At 53.1% G+C, this 26,056-nt stretch carries 25 protein-coding genes; 13 read left to right on the plus strand and 12 right to left on the minus strand.

All coding sequences use genetic code 11. The features are described 5' to 3' along the window. Positions 1–11: 11 nt before the first annotated feature. Entirely contained in the window at positions 12–956 is a 945-nt protein-coding gene (locus Q8W32_RS01110) for a DUF4062 domain-containing protein (RefSeq protein ID WP_305413305.1), read from the minus strand. Between the two features lie 76 nt (positions 957–1,032). Beyond that, on the minus strand, positions 1,033–1,971 hold the full coding sequence (locus Q8W32_RS01115) for an AEC family transporter (RefSeq protein ID WP_303431584.1): 939 nt from the start codon (positions 1,969–1,971) through the stop codon (positions 1,033–1,035). 140 nt (positions 1,972–2,111) lie between these two features. On the opposite strand from Q8W32_RS01115, the gene Q8W32_RS01120 reads away from it, so the two are divergent. The 6 genes from Q8W32_RS01120 to Q8W32_RS01145 all read left to right on the plus strand — a co-directional run bounded on the left by Q8W32_RS01120 (position 2,112) and on the right by Q8W32_RS01145 (position 7,539). Next, a complete protein-coding gene (locus tag Q8W32_RS01120; protein ID WP_305413307.1) occupies positions 2,112–2,456 on the plus strand; it encodes a hypothetical protein in 345 nt (114 codons plus the stop codon). Further along, a complete protein-coding gene (locus tag Q8W32_RS01125) occupies positions 2,456–3,559 on the plus strand; it encodes a methyltransferase (protein ID WP_305413309.1) in 1,104 nt (367 codons plus the stop codon). The genes Q8W32_RS01120 and Q8W32_RS01125 overlap by 1 nt, the downstream gene beginning before the upstream one ends. Positions 3,560–3,579: 20 nt before the next feature. Beyond that, the gene (locus Q8W32_RS01130) at positions 3,580–4,101 is read left to right on the plus strand and encodes a hypothetical protein (protein ID WP_305413311.1); all 522 of its coding nucleotides are present in this window, start codon (positions 3,580–3,582) and stop codon (positions 4,099–4,101) included. Positions 4,102–4,195: 94 nt separating this feature from the next. Continuing rightward, a complete protein-coding gene (gene yegQ / locus Q8W32_RS01135) occupies positions 4,196–5,575 on the plus strand; it encodes a tRNA 5-hydroxyuridine modification protein YegQ (RefSeq protein ID WP_305413429.1) in 1,380 nt (459 codons plus the stop codon). Between the two features lie 136 nt (positions 5,576–5,711). Then, positions 5,712–6,911: an ABC transporter substrate-binding protein gene (locus Q8W32_RS01140; protein WP_305413312.1), complete on the plus strand. Its 1,200-nt coding sequence runs from the start codon at positions 5,712–5,714 to the stop codon at positions 6,909–6,911. Then, complete coding sequence (locus tag Q8W32_RS01145) at positions 6,904–7,539, plus strand: RluA family pseudouridine synthase (RefSeq protein WP_305413314.1); 636 nt, start codon at positions 6,904–6,906, stop codon at positions 7,537–7,539. Before Q8W32_RS01140 ends, Q8W32_RS01145 begins: the two co-directional genes overlap by 8 nt. Here the strand turns inward: Q8W32_RS01145 and Q8W32_RS01150 are convergent, their stop codons facing one another. The 8 genes from Q8W32_RS01150 to nfuA form a co-directional block, all read right to left on the minus strand. Continuing rightward, positions 7,540–8,259 (minus strand): DUF1461 domain-containing protein, encoded by a 720-nt coding sequence (locus tag Q8W32_RS01150; protein WP_305413315.1) that lies wholly within the window; start codon positions 8,257–8,259, stop codon positions 7,540–7,542. Continuing rightward, positions 8,256–9,089, minus strand: coding sequence for an alpha/beta fold hydrolase (locus Q8W32_RS01155; RefSeq protein ID WP_305413317.1), 834 nt, complete (start codon positions 9,087–9,089; stop codon positions 8,256–8,258). The genes Q8W32_RS01150 and Q8W32_RS01155 overlap by 4 nt, the downstream gene beginning before the upstream one ends. 74 nt (positions 9,090–9,163) lie before the next feature. Beyond that, the gene (gene sixA, locus Q8W32_RS01160; RefSeq protein ID WP_303431575.1) at positions 9,164–9,628 is read right to left on the minus strand and encodes a phosphohistidine phosphatase SixA; all 465 of its coding nucleotides are present in this window, start codon (positions 9,626–9,628) and stop codon (positions 9,164–9,166) included. Positions 9,629–9,647: 19 nt separating this feature from the next. Next, positions 9,648–9,998, minus strand: a complete 351-nt coding sequence (locus Q8W32_RS01165; protein WP_305413319.1) for a DUF4389 domain-containing protein — start codon at positions 9,996–9,998, stop codon at positions 9,648–9,650. Positions 9,999–10,012: 14 nt separating this feature from the next. Continuing rightward, positions 10,013–11,038, minus strand: a complete 1,026-nt coding sequence (locus tag Q8W32_RS01170; RefSeq protein WP_303431572.1) for an NAD(P)H-dependent glycerol-3-phosphate dehydrogenase — start codon at positions 11,036–11,038, stop codon at positions 10,013–10,015. Positions 11,039–11,059: 21 nt separating this feature from the next. Further along, on the minus strand, positions 11,060–11,551 hold the full coding sequence (locus Q8W32_RS01175) for an STAS domain-containing protein (protein ID WP_303431571.1): 492 nt from the start codon (positions 11,549–11,551) through the stop codon (positions 11,060–11,062). Next, positions 11,548–12,720 carry a SpoIIE family protein phosphatase gene (locus Q8W32_RS01180; protein WP_303431570.1) on the minus strand — a complete coding sequence of 391 codons (1,173 nt, stop codon included), beginning with the start codon at positions 12,718–12,720 and terminating at the stop codon, positions 11,548–11,550. Before Q8W32_RS01180 ends, Q8W32_RS01175 begins: the two co-directional genes overlap by 4 nt. A gap of 579 nt (positions 12,721–13,299) precedes the next feature. Further along, positions 13,300–13,890, minus strand: coding sequence for a Fe-S biogenesis protein NfuA (gene nfuA / locus Q8W32_RS01185; RefSeq protein WP_303431568.1), 591 nt, complete (start codon positions 13,888–13,890; stop codon positions 13,300–13,302). A 156-nt stretch (positions 13,891–14,046) separates the two neighbouring features. Between nfuA and metH the strand changes: the two genes are divergently transcribed. The 6 genes from metH to Q8W32_RS01215 all read left to right on the plus strand — a co-directional run bounded on the left by metH (position 14,047) and on the right by Q8W32_RS01215 (position 23,584). Next, on the plus strand, positions 14,047–17,754 hold the full coding sequence (gene metH, locus Q8W32_RS01190) for a methionine synthase (protein ID WP_305413430.1): 3,708 nt from the start codon (positions 14,047–14,049) through the stop codon (positions 17,752–17,754). 3 nt (positions 17,755–17,757) lie between these two features. Further along, complete coding sequence (locus tag Q8W32_RS01195; protein WP_305413321.1) at positions 17,758–19,116, plus strand: MATE family efflux transporter; 1,359 nt, start codon at positions 17,758–17,760, stop codon at positions 19,114–19,116. A gap of 17 nt (positions 19,117–19,133) precedes the next feature. Then, entirely contained in the window at positions 19,134–19,883 is a 750-nt protein-coding gene (locus Q8W32_RS01200) for a glycerophosphodiester phosphodiesterase family protein (protein WP_305413322.1), read from the plus strand. A gap of 156 nt (positions 19,884–20,039) precedes the next feature. Beyond that, positions 20,040–21,707 (plus strand): nitrite/sulfite reductase, encoded by a 1,668-nt coding sequence (locus Q8W32_RS01205; RefSeq protein WP_303431565.1) that lies wholly within the window; start codon positions 20,040–20,042, stop codon positions 21,705–21,707. Next, positions 21,691–22,185 (plus strand): DUF934 domain-containing protein, encoded by a 495-nt coding sequence (locus Q8W32_RS01210; RefSeq protein WP_305413323.1) that lies wholly within the window; start codon positions 21,691–21,693, stop codon positions 22,183–22,185. The genes Q8W32_RS01205 and Q8W32_RS01210 overlap by 17 nt, the downstream gene beginning before the upstream one ends. A gap of 238 nt (positions 22,186–22,423) precedes the next feature. Next, entirely contained in the window at positions 22,424–23,584 is a 1,161-nt protein-coding gene (locus Q8W32_RS01215; RefSeq protein ID WP_305413324.1) for a cation:proton antiporter, read from the plus strand. A gap of 144 nt (positions 23,585–23,728) precedes the next feature. Here Q8W32_RS01215 and sohB read toward each other — a convergent pair whose 3' ends face one another. Beyond that, positions 23,729–24,790 (minus strand): protease SohB, encoded by a 1,062-nt coding sequence (sohB, locus tag Q8W32_RS01220; RefSeq protein WP_305413325.1) that lies wholly within the window; start codon positions 24,788–24,790, stop codon positions 23,729–23,731. A gap of 232 nt (positions 24,791–25,022) precedes the next feature. On the opposite strand from sohB, the gene Q8W32_RS01225 reads away from it, so the two are divergent. After that, positions 25,023–25,337, plus strand: coding sequence for an SCP2 sterol-binding domain-containing protein (locus Q8W32_RS01225; protein WP_303431561.1), 315 nt, complete (start codon positions 25,023–25,025; stop codon positions 25,335–25,337). A gap of 73 nt (positions 25,338–25,410) precedes the next feature. Here the strand turns inward: Q8W32_RS01225 and Q8W32_RS01230 are convergent, their stop codons facing one another. Continuing rightward, positions 25,411–26,055 carry a hypothetical protein gene (locus tag Q8W32_RS01230; RefSeq protein WP_303431560.1) on the minus strand — a complete coding sequence of 215 codons (645 nt, stop codon included), beginning with the start codon at positions 26,053–26,055 and terminating at the stop codon, positions 25,411–25,413. Between the last annotated feature and the right edge of the window lies 1 nt (position 26,056).

The raw sequence follows: 26,056 nt of genomic DNA on the forward strand, positions 1-26,056 counted from the left end.
TGTTCTGGCGTTCAGGGAGCGCCGACAGTACGTACCGGCGTTTCTTCGCTGGCCACCCAATAATAACGACCGGACTTTTCCGTGCGACTTGCCTGACCAAGCCGTTCCCAGGTTTCCATAATGGAGCGGAATTGGGACTTGCTTACCCGAATATCATCAACTGCATGGGCATTGGGTCGACGTCCCAACAACTGTTTTCGAACGGTCTCGGCAATAAATGCTTCCAGACAGGCACGCAGCCGATCTTCGCTGATATTACCGACAAAAGAACTGCGCAGTGCCCGGTACAGCTGATCCAGACGGGCAGGCAACACCATTTCTTCACGTGATAGATTGCCCCCCTGATAGACCTTGGCCGACACCATCAGATTGATGGACTTGCGACTCATTTCCAGCCGCTCCCGTACCGAGAGTGCCGTGCTGGCCAGATCGGAAATGGAGGCATTACTGGCCGTCGCCAGGTCGGAACTTGCCGGATCGGACACCTGGTCACCCATTACATCAGCCCAGCGAACCCAACCGGAATCGGCATTCAGTTCAAGACTGCCAATGGCCGCCCGAACAAACGACAATAATTCATCCCGCAGATGCCACAATTTATAACTGACCTGCTGAGTCACCAACTGATAAAAACCCTTCAATCGCCCCTGCTCGACTGACAGTGAGCCGGCGACCGGAAGTTTTTTAAGGAATGCCAACACCGGTTTGCCTACCGTTCTGGCATGGACAAACTCTCTATGCAAATAACTGATACCGGTTGGTGCCATTGGGCCATAGTCATCCCCAACCAGAAGAATAAAAAAATCAGCCAGTTCAATCTGTCGACGCGCCAGATCCCAATCGTAACCCTCACCGTCTTCCCGACAGGAAAAACTGACATTGGTCATATCCATTCGGGCAAGCAAGCGCTCAATCTCGTAACGTTCCAGCTCAAGTCCCTGCTGATTAGATGCCAAGTAAACTAACTGGCGCTTCCCCTCTGGCATTTACACCACCGATCCCAAAATTGTCAAAAACAGCCTAAGAGCGTCACTATAGCAGCGACATTATCCGTAAAACATAGAAAATTCCGCCCATCGTCAACATAGAGCCCAAAGTGCTAACTGCAACCGCATTGGCGGTCAGCACATGATTTGCCCCCATTGCCTTGGCCATCACAAAAGCGGCTGCGGCTGTTGGGCACGCCATCATCAGGGCAACCACTCCAAGCTCGACACCACGAAAACCCATGGCAATCGCGGCGGACACAATCAAAATTGGCAAAATCACCAGCTTTAGCAAGGCCATTTGCAGCGTGGTAGAGTTGGCTTTTCTCAGCGCGCCGAAGTCCAGCGTACCACCAACGCTGATCAAGGCCAGCGGCAACGTCATCTGGCCGAGACTACTGGCCGCACTGTGCAGCGGTTTCGGCAGCTGCCAGCCAAACAGACTGAAAGGCAAAGCCAGTACAATGGCAATGATCAACGGATTTCTGGCGATCATCAACAACTGCCCAGACCAGTTAACACCTTGTCCCCGGGCCAACACCACAACGGACAACAGATTATACGCTGGCACACCGACCGCAAGCACCAGAGCGCCAATCTGCGTACCCTGGTCGCCAAAAGCATAAACCACCATCGAGATGCCGATAATACCCAAGTTACCCCGAAATGCCCCTTGCACAAAGGCACTGACGTCATCTTCGTCGATGCCCGCAAACCTGGCCCATACAAAACTGAACAGGCAGCTACTCAAAATTGCCAGCGCCACAAACACTATCAGTTCAATATGAACACCGGAATCAAATCGTACTTTGGCAATGGCCAGAAACACCAATACCGGCAAGGTCAGGGTAAATACCAGCCTGGAGCTGACCGTCACAAAATGATCGTCGATCACCCGCCGCTGCCGCAGGAAAATACCGAGAACCACAAGAAGAAATACAGGAAGTATGATTTCTCCTGTAAAAACAAAGGATTGCCAATACATTTAAAAGGTAGTTCCCTATTTATGAACATGTGTTAAAGCCAACTGGCCGGACACAATAACGCGCCAGCACCAGATGTAAATACTGCGGCTCTTTGTTATTATTGGCTAATCGTTCACCACTCTTGTTGATGTAGCCAAACATGACCCGTCTGAAAAAAAACCGATCTCTCAAACGCATCCACAAGGTAAAAACCGGCAACACTGCCAAGCTCAAACGCGAAGCGGGTAATGACCGTCAAACCGGCAAACGAGTCAAAAACCGTGTTCCGTCGGTATTTGAAAAGTTTCTGGCCGAAAACCCTGATGTCAAAGCGGCACAAAACAAAGAACAACAAACAGACAAAGCAGCTGCCACCCCGAAAAAAACCGAGCGCAAGATTGAAGCCAAAGAAGCACCACTCGCCGCCAGTCAACCCAAAACTGACGCCCCGGAACGCTCCTTGCTCGACCAACTGGAAGACAAAGATTTCAAAGATATTTATTGATGGCCTGGTGGCAAGCAACATCCTTGCAACTGGCGTGTTTTCCCGCCGTTCCGGAACAAATCGCCCGTCCCTGGGACAGCGCCGATGAATACCTGCTCGATCATCTGGATCGTGATGCTCCCACCCTGCTATTTAATGATCGCTACGGTGCTTTATCCTGCGCCCTGACTCAACCGGTCAGCTGGCTCGACAGCGCCTGCGCCCAACGAGCCAGCCGCGACAACCGCCAGCGTAACAGTCTTGAGCTGGCAGGCGAGCACTGGATTCACGAGGCTTCACACCTGCAAAACAGCCAGGTACAACAAGTCGTTATCCGGCTACCCAAAAATTTTGAACAATTACGTTACTGGCTGCAGCTGTGCCATCAACACCTGGATCATAAAACACCCTTGTACCTGGCAGGCATGGCCAAACATATCCCGGTGCGCTGGTTAAACTGGCTGGAACAACACAGTGCCGAGTATCGGCAGATGCCGATCCAACGTAAAGCCCGGCTACTGCAAATCCGTCTCCCGGTCAGTGATCCCGGATTACGGACATGGCAAGGCTACTCTGTCGGGCAGTTAAACATTCAAGCGTTGCCCGGCGTGTTTTCCCGCAGCAACCTGGATCCCGGCACCGCCTTTTTGTTACACACACTGGAAGATACAAGGTTTGCCCTGCCGACCTTTAGCGGCCGCCTTTGTGACCTCGGTTGTGGCAATGGAGTCCTGGGTTTGTGGCTCAAGCAGCGTCAGCCAGAACTGCAGCTGATCCAGACGGATGATTACCTGCCAGCCGTTATATCCGCTCAACATAACGCTGCCAACGCCGGGCTTGAGGTGTCGTGTTATCACGGCCATAGTCTCAATACCATTCGCGAGCCTCTGGACTGGGTCGTCTGTAATCCCCCTTTCCACGATGGCCACAAGCAGCTGAACAACATCGCCAACGACATGTTCCGTGATGCCGCCCGCCAATTACAGCCCGATGGCAATTTACTGGTCGTTGCCAACCGGCATTTGAATTACCCGCCCTTGCTCAAACGCCTGTTTAGCCAGGTACAGCGCATCAGCGCGGATCAACGCTTTGTTATCTTCTGGTGCCAGACACCCAAATGCTGACACCCACTACAGGACCTCCTATGAAACCTGCACACGCCGCTGGCCGTAGCGCCTATTGCCTGATGCTGGCACGTATCAATTTGCCCCATTTGCAGATGTGGCAAGACGATCAACAACTGGATACAACTCCATTCACCAAGTTGCTCAGCAAACAAACCGCCTTCCTCAAGGGAGAACTGACTTCCCGAGCCAATCTGGAACGGTTTTTTGCCCAGTTCAGTGAATGGCGCTCCGGACTGACTGAATCCGACACCCTGGGATGGCAAATTGTCGACCTGTGCAATGCTGCCCTGTACGCCTCCAGCGAGTGCGTCTTTGACGACGCCTGCGACGACACCATCTTGCTGAATCAATACGTTGCCGATATCTACCAGCAGATGACGGAACTGGGCGCTGAAACATCGGAACTGAAACATTATTTTGCGTCGATCCAGCAGGAATTCCAGAGTCAATTCAATGAGGTGAAGCATATCCCTTTGCCGAAAGACTTTTTTGTCTGGCTATCCGATATGGATGTCAGTCTGTTCGGTGTGGCGGAATAACAGGAATACGGGCTGGATCAATGCGGCAATTTGAAACGGCGCTAGAATGACGCGTTTATTCCCATTATCCAACCCGGCACTCAGAACCAATATCATGATCATCCCCGAACTGCTTTCTCCCGCTGGCACACTCAAAAACATGGATTACGCCTTTGCCTATGGTGCCGATGCGGTTTACGCCGGCCAGCCTCGTTACAGTTTGCGTGTTCGTAATAACGATTTCACCCTGGATAACCTGAACCAAGGTATCAGCCGGGCGCACCAGCTGGGCAAAAAATTCTACGTCGCCAGCAATATTGCCCCTCACAACAGCAAGGTTGATAGCTACATGAGGGACATTGAGCCCGTCATCGCGATGCAACCCGATGCACTGATCATGTCTGATCCGGGCCTGATCATGCTGGTCAAGGATCGCTGGCCAGATACCGTCATCCACTTGTCGGTACAAGCCAACGTGGTGAACTACGCCGCGGTGGAGTTCTGGCGGCGCCAAGGCGTCAGTCGCATTATCCTGTCCCGCGAGCTGTCGTTAACCGAGATCGCCGAAATTCGCCAGCGCTGCCCGGAAATGGAAATTGAGGTGTTTGTCCATGGTGCGTTATGTATTGCCTACTCTGGCCGCTGCCTGCTATCCGGTTACATGAACCATCGCGACCCGAATCAGGGTACCTGCACCAACGCCTGCCGCTGGAAATATGACGCCCACGAAGCCAGGGAAACCGACTCCGGTGACGTTATTCCCGCAGGTGTGGAAGAATTTGATCCAGCCGGGCCAGTTTTTAACCCCGGGCAGCAACCCGAACCACCAACACTCGGTAGTGGCAGCACCACCGATCAGATTTTCCTGCTACAGGAAGCCGGCCGCAGCAACGAATACATGCCCGCCTTCGAAGATGAGCACGGCACCTACATCATGAACTCACGGGATTTGCGCGCCATCCAGCACATCGAAAAGCTGGTTGAGCTGGGAGTGCACTCGCTCAAGATCGAGGGCCGAACCAAATCCCACTATTACGTTGCCCGTACGGCCCAGACCTACCGTCAGGCCATTGATGACGCCGTGAGCGGCAAAACATTCAACCCAGCCCTGATGGATACCCTCGAAAACATGTCCAACCGCGGATATACCGAAGGGTTCTTCCGCCGCCATGTACATGATGAATACCAGAACTATGAACGCGGCACCTCGACCAGTACCCGCCAGCAGTTTGTCGGGGAAAGCATGGGGACAACCGCCGACGGCCTGCTGCGTATAGACGTGCGTAATCGCTTCGAGGTCGGTGACCAACTGGAATTGATGACCCCGCAAGGAAATATTTCGTTTATGCTCGAACATATCCAGGATCGCAAGGGCATCATCCGCAACGATGCACCAGGCTCTGGCTTTGTTGTTGACATTCGTATTCCGGCTAACGTCGTCACACCCGCTGCAAAAAACGTTATGCTGGTGCGGAACTTGCCAGATATTTGCTGATAAACCAGACTGAACCTTCCAACCTACAGGATTTTCCATGTTGATTCGTTGCTATCTGACTCCGCTTATCTTGCTGATATCCCTTTCTTTTTTCACCACCAGGGCAACTGCTGATACGGACAACACCCCGGAGAGCATGGTCAAATCTGCCGTTGGCCTTGTCACCGAACATCTGATGGCCGACAAAACCTGGATAAACAATCACCCTGGCTATCTGAACCGGTTGTTATCGACCAATATCATGCCCTTGATCGATACCCGGCAAATGGGCAAAAAGGTTCTTGGCAAATACTGGCGACGAGCTTCGAGCGATCAACAGATCCTGTTTCTGGAAGCCTTCCAGCGTAAATTACTGACCACCTACGCCGGCGCCTTCCGGGCATATGACGGCCAGCCTGTCCATTTTCTCGACACGCGTTACCGAGGCAACAATCAGGCGCTGGTTGCCAGCCAGATCGAACTGGCCGGACAACCGCCACTGGCGGTCGACTACCGTCTTTATCACAGCGGCCAATGGCGAGTTGATGATGTCATTATTGCCGGCATGAGCCTGGTCAAAAGCTTCCGCGACCAGGTCCAGGCGATGATTCAGAAGCATGGATTCAGTCAGGCCATGGTTAAACTGAGCAGAGAGTACCCAGACAATCGTCCGGTCATCAAACTGGGCTCCGACAGTTGGGCACCCTACGCCGGCAAACAACTGCCAGCGGATGGAATCGCGACGGACTTGGTCACTACCGCCCTGAGCAACCTCGGGTATCTTGTCAATGTTGAATTCATGCCCTGGATGCGTGTTATGGAATCCATCAAAAGCGGTGAGATCCAAGGCGTCTTATCCACCTGGGAAGGCCAGCACGACGACCAGTGGTTATTGTCAGAGGCTTATCTGCACGGCCGGTTACGCTTCGTCAAACCCAAAGACAGTGATTTTCAGTATGTCGACCAAGCCCAGCTCAAGGCCACAGATCTCAAGCTGGGGGTCTATTCAGAAATCAACTACGGCCCATGGCTGAACAATCTCGATAGTTATTTCCAGGTCGAGGGCCGGGATTACTGCTCGCAATTATTTCGTGATGTGGCCAATAACAACCTCGACCTGGCGCTGGTGGATGAATGGGTTGCCACCTCCGAACTGAGCAATAGCCCCACCATTGCCGAACACCTGGTACTGGCTCCTGGTGATGTCGCCAAAACCAGCATTCATCTGGCCATTAACCGTCAACTCAGCAACGCTCCCGTTCTTGTGCAAGGCTTCAATCAGATGCTGCAACAGATGAAACAAGACGGCAGTTATCAGCAGATACTGGAAAATCACCAATACCCCTATCATGATTAAACAACGAATCCTTTACCAAGACAGCGAAATTGTCATTCTCAACAAACCCGGTGGATTGCTCAGTGTTCCCGGGCTATACGATAAAGACTCTGCCTTTGGTCGACTGCAAGACCTGCTGGGTGAATTACACATTGTGCATCGACTGGATCGCGACACCTCCGGCATTATTGTTTACGCCCGTAACAAACCGGCACTGACCTGCATTCAGCAACAGTTTGAAAAGCAGACAACCCGCAAGGTATACGAAGCCCTGGTAACAGGAGAGCCCAAAGGTAATAGCGGCTGTATTAATCTGCCGATCATTGTTGACTGGCCCAACCGCCCACTGCAGAAAATCAGCCATACCGACGGTCGATATGCCCTGACCCGCTGGCGCAAGCTGGAGGTCGACACCGATGCCGCAGGCCAGCGGATGACTCGGGTGGAAATGTACCCCAAAACAGGGCGATCACATCAGTTACGCCTGCATATGCAGCAGACTGGCCACCCTATCATTGGTGATCCGTTCTACAGCGCAGACTATTCAGAACAAAAAACACCTACCATGCATCTGCATGCCAGAGAATTATCCTTCCGCCATCCGACTACGGATGAGCATATGGATATTCTCTCGCCAGCACCGTTCTGATCAGCCCTTGCCCCCTGTCTGGTGTTGCTGCCAACGAATCAGCAGCACCAGATAAAAACCGAACAGCAGCAAGCCCCCGGCGGTAATTGTGACGGCAATACCGCCAAACAAATCGGGTGCCTTCATTAACGTCGCCATCAGTGAATCCTGATAATAGAAAAACCAGGCATGATCCGGTGGGAAAATCATTTTGTGCAAATGGTAAAACACCTGTTTGGGACCAATCAGGAGCACCGACACCAGCGTCAACCCCAATAACCCACCCAGCAAAGCACCTTGTACTCCCCAGCGTGGGCGCTGCCGCCGCAACCACCAGGTGCCACCAATTGCCACCAGAGCAAACACCCCGCTAGCCAGGCGCAAGACATCAATCAGATTGGCAACATCCTGCAGGTGAACCACCTCAGGCTTTCTCAATAACACCCGGGTCTTGCCACGATAAGCAAAGGTGATGGCTTGCAGCCCCTCGCCATGGTCATGTACCGCCTCACTGATGGCATTAAACAGACGTACATGTTCTGCTTTATCCAGACTGTCCAGGCCACGGATATAGCGGTTTTGCGGGCCATATCGTTCAATATGGTTATCAATATCATAAAACTCATACCAATAATCAAAACCATAATGGGCCGCCGCCTGCCCGAACCACGACAACGACAATGCCAATAACAACGCCGACACAAGCACAAAAAACCAGCCGACCTGTTGAATATATTTCACTTGGTACGCTCCCAGAAAGCATTTAGATATCGGGCCAGAATTACCGCCCCGGCGGATTCCAGATGTAAATGATGATGGCCATCCAGATCCAGGCGCTCAGCCATTGGCAAACACTCGAACCGCGCACAGAACATGGCCTCCGGGATCATGCCGTTACCAGCCCGAACTGCCAGTGCTGGCACAGACATGGCCCGCAAGAAATCCTCGACCATGGGTTCCGTCAAACGAAAAGCAGAAGGACGCCGTAAAGCCGGGTCAGTACGCCACCACCAACGCTGATCACGCTGCTCAAGATTACGCAAAATAACAGGGGCTATCGCTGTGGGAGTGACCGCCGGCGTCGCTTTTAACCGGGCAGCAATCGCTTGTTCCGGAGTTGAATAACCTGAAAAGAGAGAACGTACAGAGGTACTGGCATAACGGCGAAAGGTACTGACTGCCTGATCAGGAGACTGGACCAACGGACCAATAGCATCCAGCAAAACGATACTGGCGAAACGCTCCGGAAAGGCGCCCGCAGCCAGCGTCAGCGCAGCCGCCCCCATGGAATGACCGAGCCAATGAACGGATTGGGGGAGTTGATCAGCAACCCAGAGAATTGCTTCTGCTGGTGTCCAGATTGGATAGCCAGACGGCGACCAGGAAGACAGGCCATGGCCAGGCAAATCCAGAGCAATCAGATGGATCTCCGGCAGCTGATTCGCCAAAGCAGCAAAACTGAGCGCATTGTCCAGCCAGCCATGTACAGCGATAACCGTTAACCCACCCGGCTCACCCCATTCCAGGCCATCAATATGACCACCAGGATAATCAAACTGTATCGGTTTCAAACTTGAGCACCACTCACCTGTTGCGAGTGGGCATTATGACAACAGACTCAGACGAGTACAGCCCGTGCCACGACTCAGAGGCCGGAAAGTACCGGATACCAGACTGATTCAACGGACAAACAGCCGGGGCCAGCCACGTCACCAGACAGTAACCAGCACTCTGCCGGAGACCAGGGCTGATCAAAGACCTGCCCTTCCACCAGATAAGCCGCAAGGCGTCCAACCAGTGGCAAATGAGATACCAGAATGATATCCCGTTCTTGTGATAGCAACTCATCAACAACCGTATTGACGTCGGAGGAAGGCACCAAAAAAGCGTGCTCTTCCGTATCCAGCGGCAGGGATTCAGCAATCAGTGAGGCGGTTTGTTGTGTTCGATAATAGGGGCTGACCCATAATACCGGGTCATTCCATTCCTGTTCTGCCATCCACTCTCCGGCAGCCTGAGCCTGGAACCGACCTTTTTCAGTCAATTCCCTGTGCTGGTCATCCATACTGCCGATCACTGCAGAACCATGGCGAACTATACAGATTTTCACAAAACATCAGCCTTTCTGGTCAAGGCGTCTCTTTATTGCTGGCATCAGAACTGGCCGGTTCGACGACGGCATCTGGCTCGTCTTCGGGTACAATAACGACAGGCCACTCCCGGAAAGGAAAAGGTTTGTCGTCATTGCAGCCGGTCAGGTAATACACAACCTGCTGGTAGTAAATTCCCAGCGACTGGCAGAATTTGCCCAATTCTTTTTGAGGGCGGCCTGTCAGCAGGCGTGACACCCATTGCACCAATGTTGACAACAGCAACACCAGATCAAGCATTCTGATTACAAAAATAAAGATAACGGTATAAATTGTTCGAAGCCAAAAAGCATCTGAGGTGACATTGGTTTTAAAGTTGACGTCTGACATGTAGCTAACTCCTGTTATATTTCGTGCCTGGGTAAGGCAAATTCTACATCGGACGCATGCTCACCGGTCATCAACTCTCGAGCGACCATTCCGGGATCGGCGCCATTAAACAAACATTCATAAGCACCCATCACCAGTGGCATATAGATACCTGAATCCTCCGCTTTAGCCCTGACATAGCGCAAGGTATTAACACCTTCGGCTACTTCCCCCAGCTCTTCTGTCGCCTGATCGAGGGTTTTCCCCTGCCCAATGGCATAACCAACCCGAAAGTTGCGACTGAGTGGCGACATGCAAGTAACAACCAGATCACCCACACCGGCCAGGCCGAGAAAAGTCAGTGGATTGGCCCCCATGGCGTCGGCAAAACGGCTCATTTCCGCCAGGGAGCGGGTAATGATCATGCTTTTGGTATTTTCCCCCATCCCCAAGGCTGCGACAAAACCCGACACGATAGCGTAAATATTTTTTAACGCCCCGCCCAGCTCGACCCCATACACATCATTGGATGCATAAACGCGAAAATAATTGCAGCTTAATGCCTCTTGGATATCACGACGAAGATCACTGTTTTCACTGGCAATCACGGTACCGGCCAGCTCTTTGCGGGCAATTTCCTTGGCGAGATTGGGGCCACTCAGCACCCCGACCGGGTTATCAGGAAAGACATCACGAATCACCTGGCTCATTAACAAAAAGCCATCGGGTTCAATTCCCTTGGTGGTGCTGACCAATCCCTGCTCAGGTTTGATCAGGTGCGCAAAGCCGGAAATAACCTCTCGAACCGACTTGCTGGGGACAGAGACAAAAATAACATCAGCCCCTACTACCGCTTCCTCGATGGTGGTGGTTGCCCGTAGTGATGAATTCAAGGCAATGCCGGGCAAATACTGCTCATTGACGTGTAACTGATTGATGCTTTCGGCTATTTCCGGGTTACGAAGCCACTGAATAGCCTGAATATTATTATCTGCAAGAATATTGGCTGTGACGGTGCCAAAACTGCCGCCACCAATGATGGCTGCTGTGCGGATGCCCACAAAAAATCTCCTGACGGGTGTTTATTGGGTTTGATGACATTCCAGGGTTTCAACCAACTGGCTAAAGGTATCGCGATTACTGTCGTTCAGGTCCATCAGCGCCTTGTGCGCAGAAATAATCTGTACCCGAGCCGCTTCTTCATCAACAGTATCATCGACCCAGTCGCGAAACTCTGCCTCATTGGCAAACGGCTCTTCCAGAATATGGAACACATGGTCAAAACCCATGCTCATCAATATGCGTGTAATGCTGGGGTCAGGAGAAAATACTGTCGGGGTGATTTTGAACCGGTCCCGACTCACAATCGCTATTTTCGCCAGCTGACCCAGTGTTGTACTGTCGACCCCCTCTGCCGAGGATAAATCCACCAGCACGTTGGCAAACATACCATCGGAGAGCACCTGACGGATATATCGGTCAAATGCAGTACAAAGATTAAGTCGAACATCCCCGATCAAACGTACAATCTGAACCCCATGGTGCTGGGCAACCTGAATTTGACCCGATGTCATAGCTTACCTCGACCAATAGAGACCATTGCAATATCATCCGGAACTTCCAGTTCTTTCCCCAGACCCAGTACGGATGTCAGCCCGTCCAGGTCACCGTTCTGATCCTCAACCATACCGAGCAGAGCCTTTTCTTTCGCTGCCAGATTGGCTTCCGTAATAATTTCCAGCACGCCATCGGAAAACAGTAACAACCGGAAAGCAGACGGCAGTTCCAGGTGGCGAGTGGTGTACTCTGCCTCGCGAAACAGGCCAACCGGCATCCCCTGGCCTTCAAGATAACGACACCCGGAAGCATCCAGCAATGCGGGCATGGGCAAATGGCCACCGACGCTGTATTCCAGCACCGACTCCCGAGTATCCAGGATGCCGTAAAAAATGGTCAGATGCTTGTCCAGCCCGGTAGCCAGCATTTCGTCATTCATGCGACTGAGCACCTGCGATGGATGCAACAAATCATCACTGGAGCCCCGGCGATAATTGCGCCGCAAACGATAGGTAAGGTTTTTCAGCAACACGGTGACAAACGCCGACGAAGAGCCATGGCCGGAAACATCGGCGATATAGAACACCAGCCGATGCTCGCCCAGCTCAAAATAGTCGAGAAAATCACCACTTAACATCAGCGACGGGAAAATCCGGTGATCGCAGCACAAGCCGTTATAGTTCAGCGAATCGGGCAGCATGCGCATCTGGATTTGCCGCCCTGCCATCTGGTCGGTACGCAACTCTTCCAGACCGTGCCTTAACTCGGCATTGGTCTTTTCCAGATATTCCCGATAAGCGGTATTTTCTGTTTCCAGTTCAACCCGCTCCAGCGCCCGCTTGATGGCGTGGTGCAGCATTTCCAGATCAAGAATCGGCTTGACCAGAAAATCATCCGCCCCCATACGCAAGGCCTGGACAACATCGTCCATAACCCCGCCTCCGGACACAACAATCACAGGTAATGACGGCCAGCGCTGTTTCAGCTGCTCCAGCCATTCAATACCGCTAGTGTCGGGCATTCGCAAGTCACAGACCACAATATCTATATGATGACGATCGAGTTCTTTCCAGGCAGCCACTGCGGACGGTGCCGCTACCACCTGATAGTCGTATTCCACCAAAAATGTGGCAATACTCTCGAGCACCGAGGGGTCGTCATCAATGACCAGCACATTCGCGGCCATTCGCATCTCCTAACACCAGAAAGCATTTCGAACAAGAGGTCACGCCTCGACAGCCAGTCCAGCGACCGGGCTTAATACCAGTATAGCGGACCAGCCTGTCTTTCCTCTGACATCAGGGGCAGGCAATATGGATGCGAACACTAACGCCAAGCGAATCGCCATGCAATCCCTCTCAGCTGCTATGACCGGTGAATATCGAACTATACGGATTGGCACAGAAGAAACTGTCGACATATCACCGGCCAATGAGTGGTATAAGCGCTATTAGAGGCGTTTTTCAGTCCTATTGCCTATTATTTGGTTATATAAAAGACATTCAACCGTATTATTTGATACAACCAATAAATATCCACCCAAAAGTGACAGCAAACCGCTGATTTTTTCACCAGGATTTTTGACAATACCGACAAGATGCCTTGCGCCATACCCTGATATTCATCGGGGCATCCGCAAAGGTTAAAGAAAAAAGAGGAATTAACCCGGTAGCGCAGCAGCACAATTCTGCCCGCCAACGGGTCAATCTTATCGAGAACAGCAGAACAGAATGCCTGCTGCGACGCCACGTAGTACTGCTATTTGCTATTTAAAGTACGCCTTATCCGTCACGCTGTGATCCGTTACATCGCGCACACCCTGAACCTCAGGAATCTTGGCGATCAGACTGGCTTCAACACCGTCTTTTAATGTCATATCCACGGCGCTGCAACCCTGGCAACCACCACCAAACTTGAGAATCGCCAGCCCGTCATCAGTGAGTTCCACCAGACTGACCTCACCACCATGGGATGCCAGGCCCGGGTTGATCTCGGTATAGAGCAAATAATTGATACGCTCTTCCACCGGGCTGTCCTCAGTGACTTTGGGCATTTTGGCATTGGGAGCCTTGATCGTCAGCTGTCCCCCCATACGATCCTTGGCAAAGTCGATAATGGACTCTTCCAGATACGGCACACTCATCGCCTCAACGTAAACCCGGAGCAGCTCCATCTGTTGCAGCTTATCGTTTTCATTCACCTCTTCCGGGCGACAGTAAGCCAGACAGGTTTCAGCGTAACGGGTGCCCGGCTGGGTGATAAATACCCGCACAGACATATCTGGTGTTGGTTGTTTACTCAACAACTCAGCCAGGTAAGCTTCGGCATCCGGTGTAATCTTTACGTATTCGGTCATAAACACATCCTCAAAACTGATCGCCATTGTAGCGAAACCCGCCAGCCAGCGAAATACCCCACTAATATAGTTGGATAAGACAAGCTGGTGCACCTCTGATATAATCCCGGCCCTTTTTTTGTCGATCCGCAGTTCATTCGAGTGAGTCCAAGCACCATGCCCAACGCCAGCCGCCAACGCCGTATTCAGCAGTTGAAAGAGAATCTCACCCAACGCATCCATATTCTGGATGGTGGCATGGGGACCCTGATTCAGTCGCATCAACTGGAAGAAAAGGATTATCGCGGTGAGCGTTTTGCTGACCTGAACCAGGAAATCAAGGGCAACAACGACCTGCTGGTGCTGACCCAACCCGAGATTATTGCTGGCATTCATCGCCAGTACCTGGAAGCTGGGGCCGACATACTCGAAACCAACACCTTCAACAGTACCCGGGTCTCCCAGGCCGACTACCAGCTCGAAGACCTGGTGCCGGAGTTAAACCGCGAAGCAGCGGCCATTGCCCGCCGTGTCTGCGACGAAGTCGAGGCAGAGACAGGTATTCCCCGTTATGTCGCGGGCGTACTCGGCCCCACCAGCAAGACCTGCTCCATCTCTCCGGATGTCAACGACCCCGGCTACCGGGCTATCACCTTCGACCAGCTGGTCGAAGAGTACACCGAAGCCACTGCAGCCCTGATGGATGGCGGCGCCGACCTGATTCTGATTGAAACCATTTTTGACACCCTCAACGCCAAGGCCGCTGTTTTTGCCGTACAAGGCGTTTTTGAAGCCCGCGACGAAGCACTGCCCATCATGATTTCCGGCACCATCACTGATGCCTCGGGCCGTACCCTGTCCGGACAAACAGCAGAAGCCTTTTACAACTCGCTTACCCATGCCCGGCCATTAACCATCGGCCTGAACTGTGCCCTCGGTGCCGAAGAGCTGCGTCCCCATATCGAGGAATTAAGCAACAAGGCCAACTGCTTTGTTTCAGCCCACCCCAATGCTGGCCTGCCCAACGAATTTGGCGAATACGACCAGACTCCCGCAGAAATGGCCGCCATCGTTGAAGAATTTGCCTCCAGCGGTTTTCTGAATATTCTCGGTGGTTGCTGTGGTTCTACCCCGGAGCACATCCGTGCCATCGCCGACGCGGTGGCCAAACATACCCCCCGGGTTATCCCGGAGATCAAACCGGCCTGCCGACTGGCGGGTCTGGAACCATTCAACTTTGATGAGACCAGCCTGTTCGTCAACGTTGGCGAACGTGCCAACGTCACCGGCTCGGCAGTCTTCAAGCGCCTGATTGTGGATGAAAACTACGATCAGGCCCTGACCGTCGCCCGTGAGCAGGTCGAGAACGGCGCCCAGGTCATCGATATCAACATGGATGAAGGCATGCTGGATTCCAAGGCCGCGATGGTACGCTTCCTGAATCTGATTGCCGCCGAGCCGGATATTGCCCGCGTCCCCATCATGGTCGACTCGTCCAAGTGGGATATCATCGAAGCTGGCCTGAAATGTATCCAGGGCAAAGCAGTGGTGAACTCCATCTCGCTCAAGGAAGGCAAGCAGGAGTTTGTCGACAAGGCCAGACGTTGCTTGCGTTACGGTGCCGCCGTAGTGGTCATGGCATTTGATGAACAGGGCCAGGCCGACACCGAAGCCCGAAAGAACGAAATCTGTGAAAAATCCTACCGTATTCTGGTCGATGAAGTCGGCTTTGATCCGTCTGATATTATTTTCGACCCGAACATCTTTGCCGTCGCCACCGGTATCGAAGAGCACAACAACTACGCCGTTGATTTTATCAACAGCTGCAAATTCATTACCGACAACCTGCCTCACGCCAAAATATCCGGCGGGGTCTCCAACGTATCGTTCTCGTTCCGGGGCAACAACCCGGTGCGGGAAGCCATTCACTCGGTCTTCCTCTACTACGCCATCAAAAACGGCCTTAGCATGGGGATTGTCAACGCCGGCCAGCTGGCGGTCTACGATGACCTGCCAGCAGAACTGAAAGACCTGGTAGAAGACGTGATTCTCAATCGCCGTGATGATGCCACCGACCGCCTGTTAGCCGTCGCCGAAAATTATCGTGGCGATGGTTCAGTGGCCGAAAAAGAAACCGAAGAATGGCGCACCCTGCCGATTACCGAGCGGCTGACCCACGCCCTCGTCAAGGGCATCAATACCTATGTCGAGGAAGATACCGAAGCGGCCCGCCAGCAATTTGCCCGGCCGATTGAAGTGATCGAAGGGCCATTGATGGACGGCATGAACGTCGTCGGCGACCTGTTTGGTTCCGGTAAAATGTTCCTGCCCCAGGTAGTCAAAAGCGCCCGGGTAATGAAACAGGCCGTAGCCTATCTGTTGCCTTATATCGAAGAAGAAAAAGACGGCAAGTCCGAAACCCAGGGAAAAATCCTGATGGCCACGGTCAAGGGGGATGTCCACGATATCGGTAAAAACATCGTTGGCGTGGTATTGCAGTGCAACAACTTTGAGGTGATTGACCTCGGCGTGATGGTGCCGGCGGAAAAAATTCTCAAAACCGCCAAAGAAGAAAACGTCGATATCATTGGCCTGTCCGGTCTGATTACCCCCTCACTGGATGAAATGGTTCACGTTGCCCGTGAAATGCAACGACTCGATTACCACATCCCACTGATGATTGGCGGCGCCACTACCTCCAAGGCGCACACGGCGGTCAAGATTGAACCTCAGTTCAAAAACGACATTGCCATTTACGTCGCCGATGCCTCCCGTGCCGTCGGGGTCGCTCAAAAACTGGTGACACCTGCGGCCAAACCCGCCTTTATTGAAGCCACTCGCGACGAATACATCCACGTCCGTGAACGTAATGCCAACCGCAAAGCCAAGGCCTTGCTGCCGTACCCCAAAGCCGTTGCCAATGGTTTTACCTGCGACTGGGCCAACTATCAGCCCACGACACCCAAAAAACTGGGTATCCAGGTGTTTGACCATTTTGATGTCGCTCAACTGGTGGATTACATCGACTGGACGCCGTTTTTCATGTCCTGGGAACTGGCTGGAAAATACCCCCGCATTCTCACCGATGACGTTGTCGGCGAAGCGGCCACCAATCTGTTCAAGGACGCCCAGGCGATGCTGAAACGCATTGTCGATGAAAAGCTGTTCCGCGCCCGTGCTGTAATTGGCCTCTGGCCTGCGGCCAAACGGGGCAACGACGACACCGTGATCTTCAACCCGGACAACCCATCCGAAGAACTGGCCATTCTGCATCACCTGCGCCAGCAGACCGACAAACCCAACGACCAGCCCAATTACTCGCTGGCGGATTTTGTCACACCAGAAGATCAGCTCACCCATGGCAAACAGGATTACATGGGAGCGTTTGTTGTCACCGCCGGGATTGAAGCCGAGCAGCTGGCGCAGAATTACAATGCCAACCATGACGATTACAACAGCATCATGATCAAGGCACTGGCCGACCGTCTGGCCGAAGCCTTTGCCGAGCATATGCACCAAATCGTGCGCAAGGATATCTGGGGCTACGCAGCGGACGAACAACTGGATAACGAACAACTGATCAAGGAAAAGTATCAGGGGATTCGACCAGCCCCTGGCTACCCGGCCTGTCCGGATCACACCGAAAAAGCCACCTTGTTCAAACTGCTGGACGCCGAGGCCAATACCGATGTATTCCTCACCGAAAGCTTTGCCATGAGTCCGGCGGCTTCAGTCAGCGGCTGGTATTTTGGACACCCGGACGCCAAATATTTTGGCCTGGGAAAAATCGCCAAGGATCAGGTGGAAGACATCGCTGACCGCAAGGGGATGACTGTTGACACCATGGAGCGCTGGCTGGCACCCAACCTCAACTACGACCGCTGAGCCATGTCAGTTGAGCACTGGCTTGGCAAACTGCTGCGGATTGAACCGCAGCGCCTGACCCGGATTTTTGGTATTGGCCTGCCAATCATCGGTGCCATGCTGTCACAAAGCCTGATCAATCTGATTGATGCCGCCATGGTAGGCCGCCTCGGTGATGCCGCCCTGGCGGCTATTGGTATTGGTGGCTACGCCTCCTTTATGATGGTTTCCATTGTCATGGGGCTGGCCGCGGCCGTACAGGCACTGGTAGCCCGCCGTATCGGCGCGGGCAAAACCGCCACCCTGCACGAGCCGCTGATGGCTGGTTTGCTTTCTGCCATCTTGCTGGCGGTGCCGTTATCCCTGCTGTTTATTTTTCTTGCGCCATCGTTGATTCCGTCCCTGACCAACAACAGTGACGTCGCTGCCATTGCCACACCGTATTTCCAATGGCGCACCGCTGCCCTGATCGCCGTCGCGATGAATTTCGTCTACCGTGGATTCTGGAGTGGTATTGGCGAAACCCGCTTTTATCTACAAGTCCTGCTACTGATGCATGTGGTTAATATCTCACTCAGCTATCTGCTGGTATTCGGTATCGGTGACTGGCAAGGACTGGGCGCTGTTGGCTCTGGTATTGGTACCGCCATGGCACTGGTGTTTGGCAGTGCCCTGCTGTCCTGGCTGACATTCACCCATAAACGCCAGCGTCTGGGCCAAATCAAATTCCCTACCCGGGCAACCCTGCTGCAGCTGATCCGACTGGCCTGGCCCAATTCCGCCCAACAAACACTGTTTGCCCTCGGTATCAGCATTCTGTTCTGGATTATCGGCCAGATTGGCACCCGGGAGCAGGCCATTGGTCATATCCTGATCAGCCTGCAACTGATCCTGATTCTGCCCGCAGTCGGTATGGGTATTGCCGCCACCAGCCTGGTCAGCCATGCGCTCGGAGCAGGCCACCCCCAGGATGCTCACCGCTGGGGCTGGGATGTCGTCAGGGTCGCGACCCTGACTCTTGCGCTACTGGGCTTGCCGTTGTGCCTGTTCCCGGAATGGATTCTGGGTATATTCACCACCGAGACGAAACTGATTCAGGCCGGTATTCTCCCCCTGCAGATCACCGGTATCTTTATAGCCCTCGAAGTCACCGCCATGGTGCTGACCCAGGCACTGCTGGGGGCTGGTGCCAGTCGCCAGATCATGAAGATCAATCTGACCATGCAATGGTGTGTCTTCTTGCCGCTGGCCTATTTTGTTGGCCCGGTACTGGGGTTTGGTCTGGTGGGAGTCTGGATCCTGCAGGGCGTCCAACGTACCGGTCTGTCGCTGATCTATAGCCTGATCTGGCAACGACGCCAATGGGTTCATTTATCTGTTTAGCCACCGGAGGCCAGACCATGCGCACCAGCACAGTGATTGCCCATCGCGGCGCCAGTCGTCTGGCACCGGAAAATACCCTGGCCGCCTTCCGGCTCGCCCAGCAGGCTGGTGCCAACTGGATAGAAGTGGACGTTGCCCTGAGTGCTGACGGCCAGGCCGTTATTTTCCACGACGAACGGCTCGACCGCTGCACCAATGGCCATGGCTGGCTCTTGCGCCATACCCTGATCGAATTACAGCAGCTGGATGCTGGCAGCTGGTTTGCCGATCACTTCTGCCACGAACGAATCCCCACCCTGCAGGCCTTGCTGCACTGGGCCTGCCAGCACAGCATCGGCCTTAATCTGGAAATCAAGGCAGTGGTTGGCCGTGAGGCTGAAACTGTTCAGGCGTTGGTCATGGCATATCAGGCAACACTGGCTGAAACCGGCATGGTGCCGATTTTACTCAGCTCGTTTAACCCGTTATCGCTGCAGTACGCCCGCTCCGCCCTCCCCGAGGTGCCACGCGCCTTGCTGACGGAAGCCATTCCGGCAGATGCCGTGTTACGCCTGACCAGGCTGGGCTGCGAAGGGTTGCATTTTTGTGCCGATCTGGCCGACCCGGAAGTGATTCGGACACTGGCCAATGCCGGCTTTAACCTGCGTGCCTATACAGTCAACAACCCGACACAGGCGGATTCATTGTTAGCCATGGGCGTCAATGCGGTATTCAGTGACATAGCCGATTTACCTGTCACAAAGGACAATCCCGCCACAACGCCTTGAAAAACAACCTGTTCGGTTTTATCGAACGATCTAAGGCACAAAAGTAATTACGATATAGATAAATAGTCGTTTTAAGAATAAAGCGGCTTTGGTAATGTTCGCCCAACTAAAAAACCACCATTGGCCATGAGCCGATGAAGAAGCAACCGAGAGATTATGTACCAATACGACGAGTACGATCAGCAGATCCTGAACGAGCGCGTTGCCCAATTCAAAAGCCAGACGGAACGCTATCTGGCCGGGGAAATCGCTGAAGATGAGTTCTTGCCACTGCGCCTGCAGAATGGCATCTACGTGCAACGCTACGCCCCCATGTTACGGGTCGCGATTCCTTATGGCGCCTTTACTGCTGAGCAAATGCGCGCTCTGGCCAAGGTCGCCCGCGACTACGATAAAGGCTATGCCCACTTCAGTACTCGCCAGAACCTGCAGTTCAACTGGCCCAAGCTGGAAGACTGCCCTCAGATTCTGGCTGATTTGGCAAAAGTGCAAATGCACGCGGTACAAACCAGTGGTAACTGTATTCGTAACACCACCACGGACGAATACGCTGGTGTGGTTGCAGAAGAACTGGTAGATCCTCGTCCGTATTGTGAAATCATCCGTCAGTGGTCAACCTTCCACCCGGAATTTGCTTTCCTGCCCCGTAAATTCAAGATTGCGGTCAACTCGGTTCCCGGTGAAGACCGGGCAGCCACCAAGGTTCACGATATTGGCGTTCATATTATCCGTAACGACGCCGGCGAACTGGGCTACCGTATTCTGGTCGGTGGTGGCCTCGGCCGCACACCGATCATTGGTGAAACCATTCGGGAATTTTTGCCAGAGCAAGACCTGCTCACTTATCTCGAAGCCGTGATTCGGGTCTATAACCAGTTTGGCCGTCGTGACAACAAGTACAAGGCCCGCATCAAGATTCTGACCAAGGCATTGGGCGTTCAGCGTCTGGGTGAACTGGTCGAGGCGGAATGGAACCGTATCAAGGATTCTGCCGCCAGGCTGACCAGCGCAGAGCTGGAGCGAGTCAAAAAACACTTTGTTGACCCCGCTTACGCCACACTGGATAACAACCCGGCCGAACTGGAAACTGCCAAAGCGGAAAACCCGGCCTTTGTTCGCTGGCTTGGCCGTAACGTCCGGGCACACAAACAGTCTGGTTACGCAGTAGTCACCCTGACCCTGAAGCAGAAAGGCACGCCACCCGGCGATGTTACCGCCGAGCAGATGGAGCAGATTGCCACCCTGGCCGATGAATTCAGCTTTGGTGAATTACGGTCGACCCACCAGCAGAACCTGGTATTGGCCAACGTTGAACAGCGCCAGCTGTTTACCCTGTGGCAACAGGCCAAAGCATTGGGTTTGGCAACACCCACCCTGGGCTTGCTGACCGACATGATTTGCTGCCCGGGAGGCGACTTCTGCGCCCTGGCGAACGCCAAGTCGATCCCGATTGCCGACGATTTGCAAGTCCGCTTCGACGATCTGGATTACCTGCATGATCTGGGTGAAATCGACCTGAATATCTCCGGTTGCATGAACGCCTGCGGTCACCACCATGTCGGTAACATTGGCATCCTGGGGGTTGATAAAAAAGGTCAGGAATTTTATCAGGTGTCACTCGGCGGCAACTCCGGCGAACGTGGTACGGCCTCTCTGGGCAAGATTCTGGGGCCATCGTTCTCCCGCGAACAGCTGACCGGTGTGGTCGCCAAGGTACTCGATCTGTACGTGGCCTCTCGCCATGTGGGCGAATCCTTTCTCGAAACCTACCAACGTATTGGTCATAACACTTTCAAGGAGGCGGTATATGGCAAAGCTGATTAAAGACGGGGCCTTTGTTGCCGACGATGTCTGGACCCGTATCGACGACGATGCCATCGCCACGGAATACAGTCTGATTTCGCTGGACCGCTGGACACATCAACAAGCAGAATTACAACCCCTGGCATCACGGGGCAAGCTGGGGCTGTATCTGAACAGCGACCAGCTGGCTGAGATGGTGGCCGAACAGTGTCGCAATTTTGCTGTAATTGCCGTGGACTTCCCCAAGTTCAGCGATGGTCGTGGTTATTCCACCGCACGTCTGCTGCGTGACCAGTACCACTACGCCGGTGATTTACGCGCTGTGGGTGATGTCTTGATTGACCAGCTGTTTTTTATGAAACGGGTTGGCTTCAGCTCCTACGCCCTGCGTGACGACCAGAATGAAGCGCATGCACTGGCAGCCTTTTCATCTTTCAGCCAGCCATACCAGGCGGCGATGGATGACCAGCGGCCATTGTTCGCCCGGGTTTCACGCTAGCATTGCGTAACCATCGTTCTGTGTGCTGACCCTTGTGGCCAGTACCGACGCACCAGCAACAGGCTCCTTCGGGAGCCTGTTGCGTTTCTCCCGGCCAGAACCTCCCGGCCAGAAAATACCGCTCTGCCCTTGTGGACCTCAACGCAATAAATCGCTATAGGCAACAATCTGCGCCATAACAGACTGGCAGGCTCGGCGGCGCTATCGTAATCTGAAACCGGCAACAAAGGAGCAAGGCATGCAGCAAGACATTGTTTTTTCGACTTTTTTGATTTTTGCGGGCGCTTCGATACTGGCTACCTTTGCCCTTTATACCCGCCAGCCTGTCTTGATTGCCTATATTGCCCTCGGCACTCTGATCGGCCCTTTTGGGGTTGGCTGGATTGATCACCCGGAGCAACTGGAAAACATGTCGCACATCGGCATTATTTTCCTGCTATTCCTGCTCGGCCTCGATATGCAGCCCAGTTCACTGATCGCCGTAATAAAACAGGCATCGACCATTGGCCTGGCCAGCTCGCTGGTGTTTTTCCTTGCCGGTTTCTCCATTACCTGGCTCTTTGGTTTCAGCCAGATGGACAGCATTATTATTGGCCTGGCGCTGATGTTCTCCAGTACCATTATTGGCCTGAAACTCTTGCCTACCACGGTGTTGCACCATAAACATATGGGCAACCTGATGATCGGTCTGTTACTGCTGCAAGACATGCTGGCCATTTTTACACTGATCTTTCTGGGCGTAATGAAAGGCGACAGCGAGATGCCCGTCTGGCAGCCGTTTATTGCCCTGCCCCTGCTGATTGGTGTTGCCTACCTGGCAGTCAGGTTTGTCTTGCTGCCTCTGATCACCCGCTTTGACCGCTACCGTGAATACCTGTTTATTCTTGCCATCGGCTGGTGTCTGTCACTGGCTGAAGCAGCACAGCTGGCGAGCCTGACCTATGAAATCGGTGCCTTTATTGCGGGTATTACTCTGGCCACCAGCCCCATTGCCCAGTTTATCGCCATTAGTCTCAAACCCTTGCGAGACTTTTTTCTGGTTATGTTTTTCTTTGCCCTGGGCGCGGGGCTTGACCTGACGATGCTACCGTCGGTCGCGGTCAGTGCGATCACCTTGGCGGTCGTCGTCCTGGCACTCAAACCCATTACATTCCGGGTATTGCTGCGGGGCTTTAGCGAGCGCACCAGTCTGGCCTGGGATGTCGGCTTTCGGTTGGGGCAAATCAGTGAATTTTCGTTACTGGTCGCTTTTGTTGCCGTTGAAAGCTCCCTGCTGTCGGAGCGTGGTTCATTGCTGATACAGGCAACCGCCATTATCACTTTCGTGATATCCAGTTACATCGTGGTATTTAACTACCCCAACCCAATTGCGGTCAGTGACAAGTTAAGACGAGATTAGGCAAGAAGCTGAAAAGGGGTCAGGCAACAAAATCCGGCCGAGAGACCAATAACCGAGAGAGGACAGTAACAGGCCGGGCCAGAAAACTGGCCCTGCCGGTGATATCGGGCTACCGCAAAAACAACCAGGGCAGCCTGATCATTTTCAGCTTTTACTGACAGACTGCTGCTGCACCCGATTCAGTACGGTTGTTACTGCTTTACTGATGCCACCCTGAACGGCAAAACCGATTTTTTCCTGCAAGGTCTTTTTGTACTCATAACGAACACTGAATACGTCAGCATCAGCACAGGCCTTGGTTATATAGTCATCACTGGTGCCCAGCTCATCGATCAGGTCCAGCTCAACCGCTTGCTGCCCATACCAGACATCGCCATTCGCCACGGCAGCGACATCCAGCTTGGGGCGATAACGCTGGATATGCTGCTTGAACAGCACATGCGTCTCCTCAAGATCCGATTGGAACTTATCCCGGGCCTTATCAGTGTTTTGCCCAAACATGGTGACAGTGCGCTTGTACTCTCCTGCCGTAAACAACTCATAGTCAACATCGTGTTTTGTCAGCAGTTTGTTGAAGTTGGGCAGTTGCGCCATGACCCCAATAGAACCCACCAGCGCAAAAGGGGCGGCAATAATGCGATCAGCCAGGCAGGCCATCATATAACCACCACTCGCGGCTACTTCATCCACGCAGATTGTCAGCTTGACCCCTTGATTACGAATACGCTCCAACTGCGATGCTGCCAGACCATAGGTGTGCACCATGCCCCCCGGACTTTCGAGCCGCAGTACAATTTCGTCTTCGGCCCGTGCAGAGGTCAGGATGGCGGTGATTTCATGACGTAACAAGTCCACCTCACTGGCCCGTACATCACCATTAAAATCAATAACGTACACTCTTTTTTGGGCAGGTTCTTCTTCCACTCCGCTTTTGAGCCGTTTGCGCTCTGCTTTCTCCTCGGCCTTTTCTTCCTTGTCGCGCTGTTTGTGCAGGGCTTTCAGCTCATGCTTGCCCAACACCGCCTCTTCGATCACTTCTTTATATTCATCGATATCATCATTCAGGCGTTTGATCACCAACTCACCTTCAGAACGTGGTTTGTGGCGCATCCCCATGCTGGCTACAGCCCCAAGCAACAAGATAATAGCGCCAGCGATGGTGACTGTTTTCAGTAAAAACAATCCATACTCAGCAACAAATTCCACTCACACTTCCTTAAATGTAAAACCGCTAGTCTACCTGAACCCGGTGGCGCAACAAGTTGCCAGTCAGGAATAATCCACCATATTCATACAGTCGTTTGAATCCAGGTTGACACCTGTTCATGTGCCACATAGAGTGTGGCTATGGTTAAATACCTCCTGCCATTCGTTTTAGATACGCCAATCCAGATCATCTAAAGTCAGTGCATGACACTAACAATAAAGGAACAAGCCCATGACTTCCGTCGCAGAGATTATCAATACACTGAACAAGCGCTTTGATTCAGATGCAGCCAACGACCTGAACGCCACGTTCCAATTCAGTATCGAAGATGGTGATGACTACTATATCGCTATCGCAGATGGCACCTGCACCGTTGGCGAAGGCGAAAATGATGATGCAGACGTCACTCTGGTTATGAACACTGAAACACTGGCCGGTATTGCCAGCGGTGAAACAGACGGCATGCAAGCCTTTATGTCGGGCCAATTACGAGTAGAAGGCGATATGATGTTGGCCACAAAGATTGGCGAACTGTTTCCAGCCTGAACGACAAGCATAAAAAAACGGGCAAGGTGCCCGTTTTTTTATGCTTTATCTTCTGCCCGGCTAACGGGCGTAATCACCAGTCGCCACCCAATGCTTTTTCGGCCACATCATTAACCGGTCGAGCGACCACCCCAGCGGGGGTAATATAAACGGCATACACCGCACCATTAACCAATGGCATAAATACCGCACTTCCCATCTCCGCCTGCAGCCAGAAGCCGATATCCTTGACCAGATTCCACGAGTCAATCATGCCTGAACTCGATAACTCAAACAGTGTACGTTCTGCTGTACGCTCCTGCTCCAGCGATAAAAAACGCCCCGACAACCGATCCAGGCGATAAACCGGTGCGGCACTCAATGCCTGAAACGGGCCGTCCCAGGTCAGCAGCCGAACATCCAGCTGCCACTGGTCACCATTCAGGATATAGCGTTTTTCAATATCGGTTTCATCCACCAGGCTGATATCAAATACCTGGTCGCCGGTTTCATAGACACTGACCGTCAACTCCGGTACATCCGGCTGCGCTTGTTTGTAGCTCCACAAGTCCAGGGCGATATACACCAGCAGAAACCCGCCAAACAGCATCAGCATCCCGGCCGTGCCCTTTAGCCATTGGATAAACCAGGATTGCCCAAGCCACATCACGGCAACCACAACCAGAATCAGGACAATAATCGAGCCGAGCAATCCCAGCAGCGCATCATGCAGCATCATG

Source organism: Oceanobacter sp. 3_MG-2023 (assembly GCF_030688925.1).
GTDB lineage: Bacteria > Pseudomonadota > Gammaproteobacteria > Pseudomonadales > Oceanobacteraceae > Oceanobacter.

Excerpts from the sequence above, each read along its gene's own strand:
- Q8W32_RS01215 (WP_305413324.1), top strand. The coding sequence starts at position 22,424 with ATGCAGCAAGACATTGTTTTTTCGACTTTTTTGATTTTTGCGGGCGCT.
- Q8W32_RS01230 (WP_303431560.1), bottom strand. The coding sequence starts at position 26,055 with ATGATGCTGCATGATGCGCTGCTGGGATTGCTCGGCTCGATTATTGTC.
- Q8W32_RS01115 (WP_303431584.1), bottom strand. The coding sequence starts at position 1,971 with ATGTATTGGCAATCCTTTGTTTTTACAGGAGAAATCATACTTCCTGTA.
- nfuA (WP_303431568.1), bottom strand. The coding sequence starts at position 13,890 with ATGACCGAATACGTAAAGATTACACCGGATGCCGAAGCTTACCTGGCT.
- Q8W32_RS01145 (WP_305413314.1), top strand. The coding sequence starts at position 6,904 with ATGATTAAACAACGAATCCTTTACCAAGACAGCGAAATTGTCATTCTC.
- Q8W32_RS01165 (WP_305413319.1), bottom strand. The coding sequence starts at position 9,998 with ATGTCAGACGTCAACTTTAAAACCAATGTCACCTCAGATGCTTTTTGG.
- metH (WP_305413430.1), top strand. The coding sequence starts at position 14,047 with ATGCCCAACGCCAGCCGCCAACGCCGTATTCAGCAGTTGAAAGAGAAT.
- Q8W32_RS01175 (WP_303431571.1), bottom strand. The coding sequence starts at position 11,551 with ATGACATCGGGTCAAATTCAGGTTGCCCAGCACCATGGGGTTCAGATT.
- Q8W32_RS01130 (WP_305413311.1), top strand. The coding sequence starts at position 3,580 with ATGAAACCTGCACACGCCGCTGGCCGTAGCGCCTATTGCCTGATGCTG.
- Q8W32_RS01200 (WP_305413322.1), top strand. The coding sequence starts at position 19,134 with ATGCGCACCAGCACAGTGATTGCCCATCGCGGCGCCAGTCGTCTGGCA.
- Q8W32_RS01210 (WP_305413323.1), top strand. The coding sequence starts at position 21,691 with ATGGCAAAGCTGATTAAAGACGGGGCCTTTGTTGCCGACGATGTCTGG.
- Q8W32_RS01195 (WP_305413321.1), top strand. The coding sequence starts at position 17,758 with ATGTCAGTTGAGCACTGGCTTGGCAAACTGCTGCGGATTGAACCGCAG.
- yegQ (WP_305413429.1), top strand. The coding sequence starts at position 4,196 with ATGATCATCCCCGAACTGCTTTCTCCCGCTGGCACACTCAAAAACATG.
- Q8W32_RS01205 (WP_303431565.1), top strand. The coding sequence starts at position 20,040 with ATGTACCAATACGACGAGTACGATCAGCAGATCCTGAACGAGCGCGTT.
- Q8W32_RS01125 (WP_305413309.1), top strand. The coding sequence starts at position 2,456 with ATGGCCTGGTGGCAAGCAACATCCTTGCAACTGGCGTGTTTTCCCGCC.
- Q8W32_RS01225 (WP_303431561.1), top strand. The coding sequence starts at position 25,023 with ATGACTTCCGTCGCAGAGATTATCAATACACTGAACAAGCGCTTTGAT.
- Q8W32_RS01180 (WP_303431570.1), bottom strand. The coding sequence starts at position 12,720 with ATGGCCGCGAATGTGCTGGTCATTGATGACGACCCCTCGGTGCTCGAG.
- Q8W32_RS01120 (WP_305413307.1), top strand. The coding sequence starts at position 2,112 with ATGACCCGTCTGAAAAAAAACCGATCTCTCAAACGCATCCACAAGGTA.
- Q8W32_RS01140 (WP_305413312.1), top strand. The coding sequence starts at position 5,712 with ATGGTCAAATCTGCCGTTGGCCTTGTCACCGAACATCTGATGGCCGAC.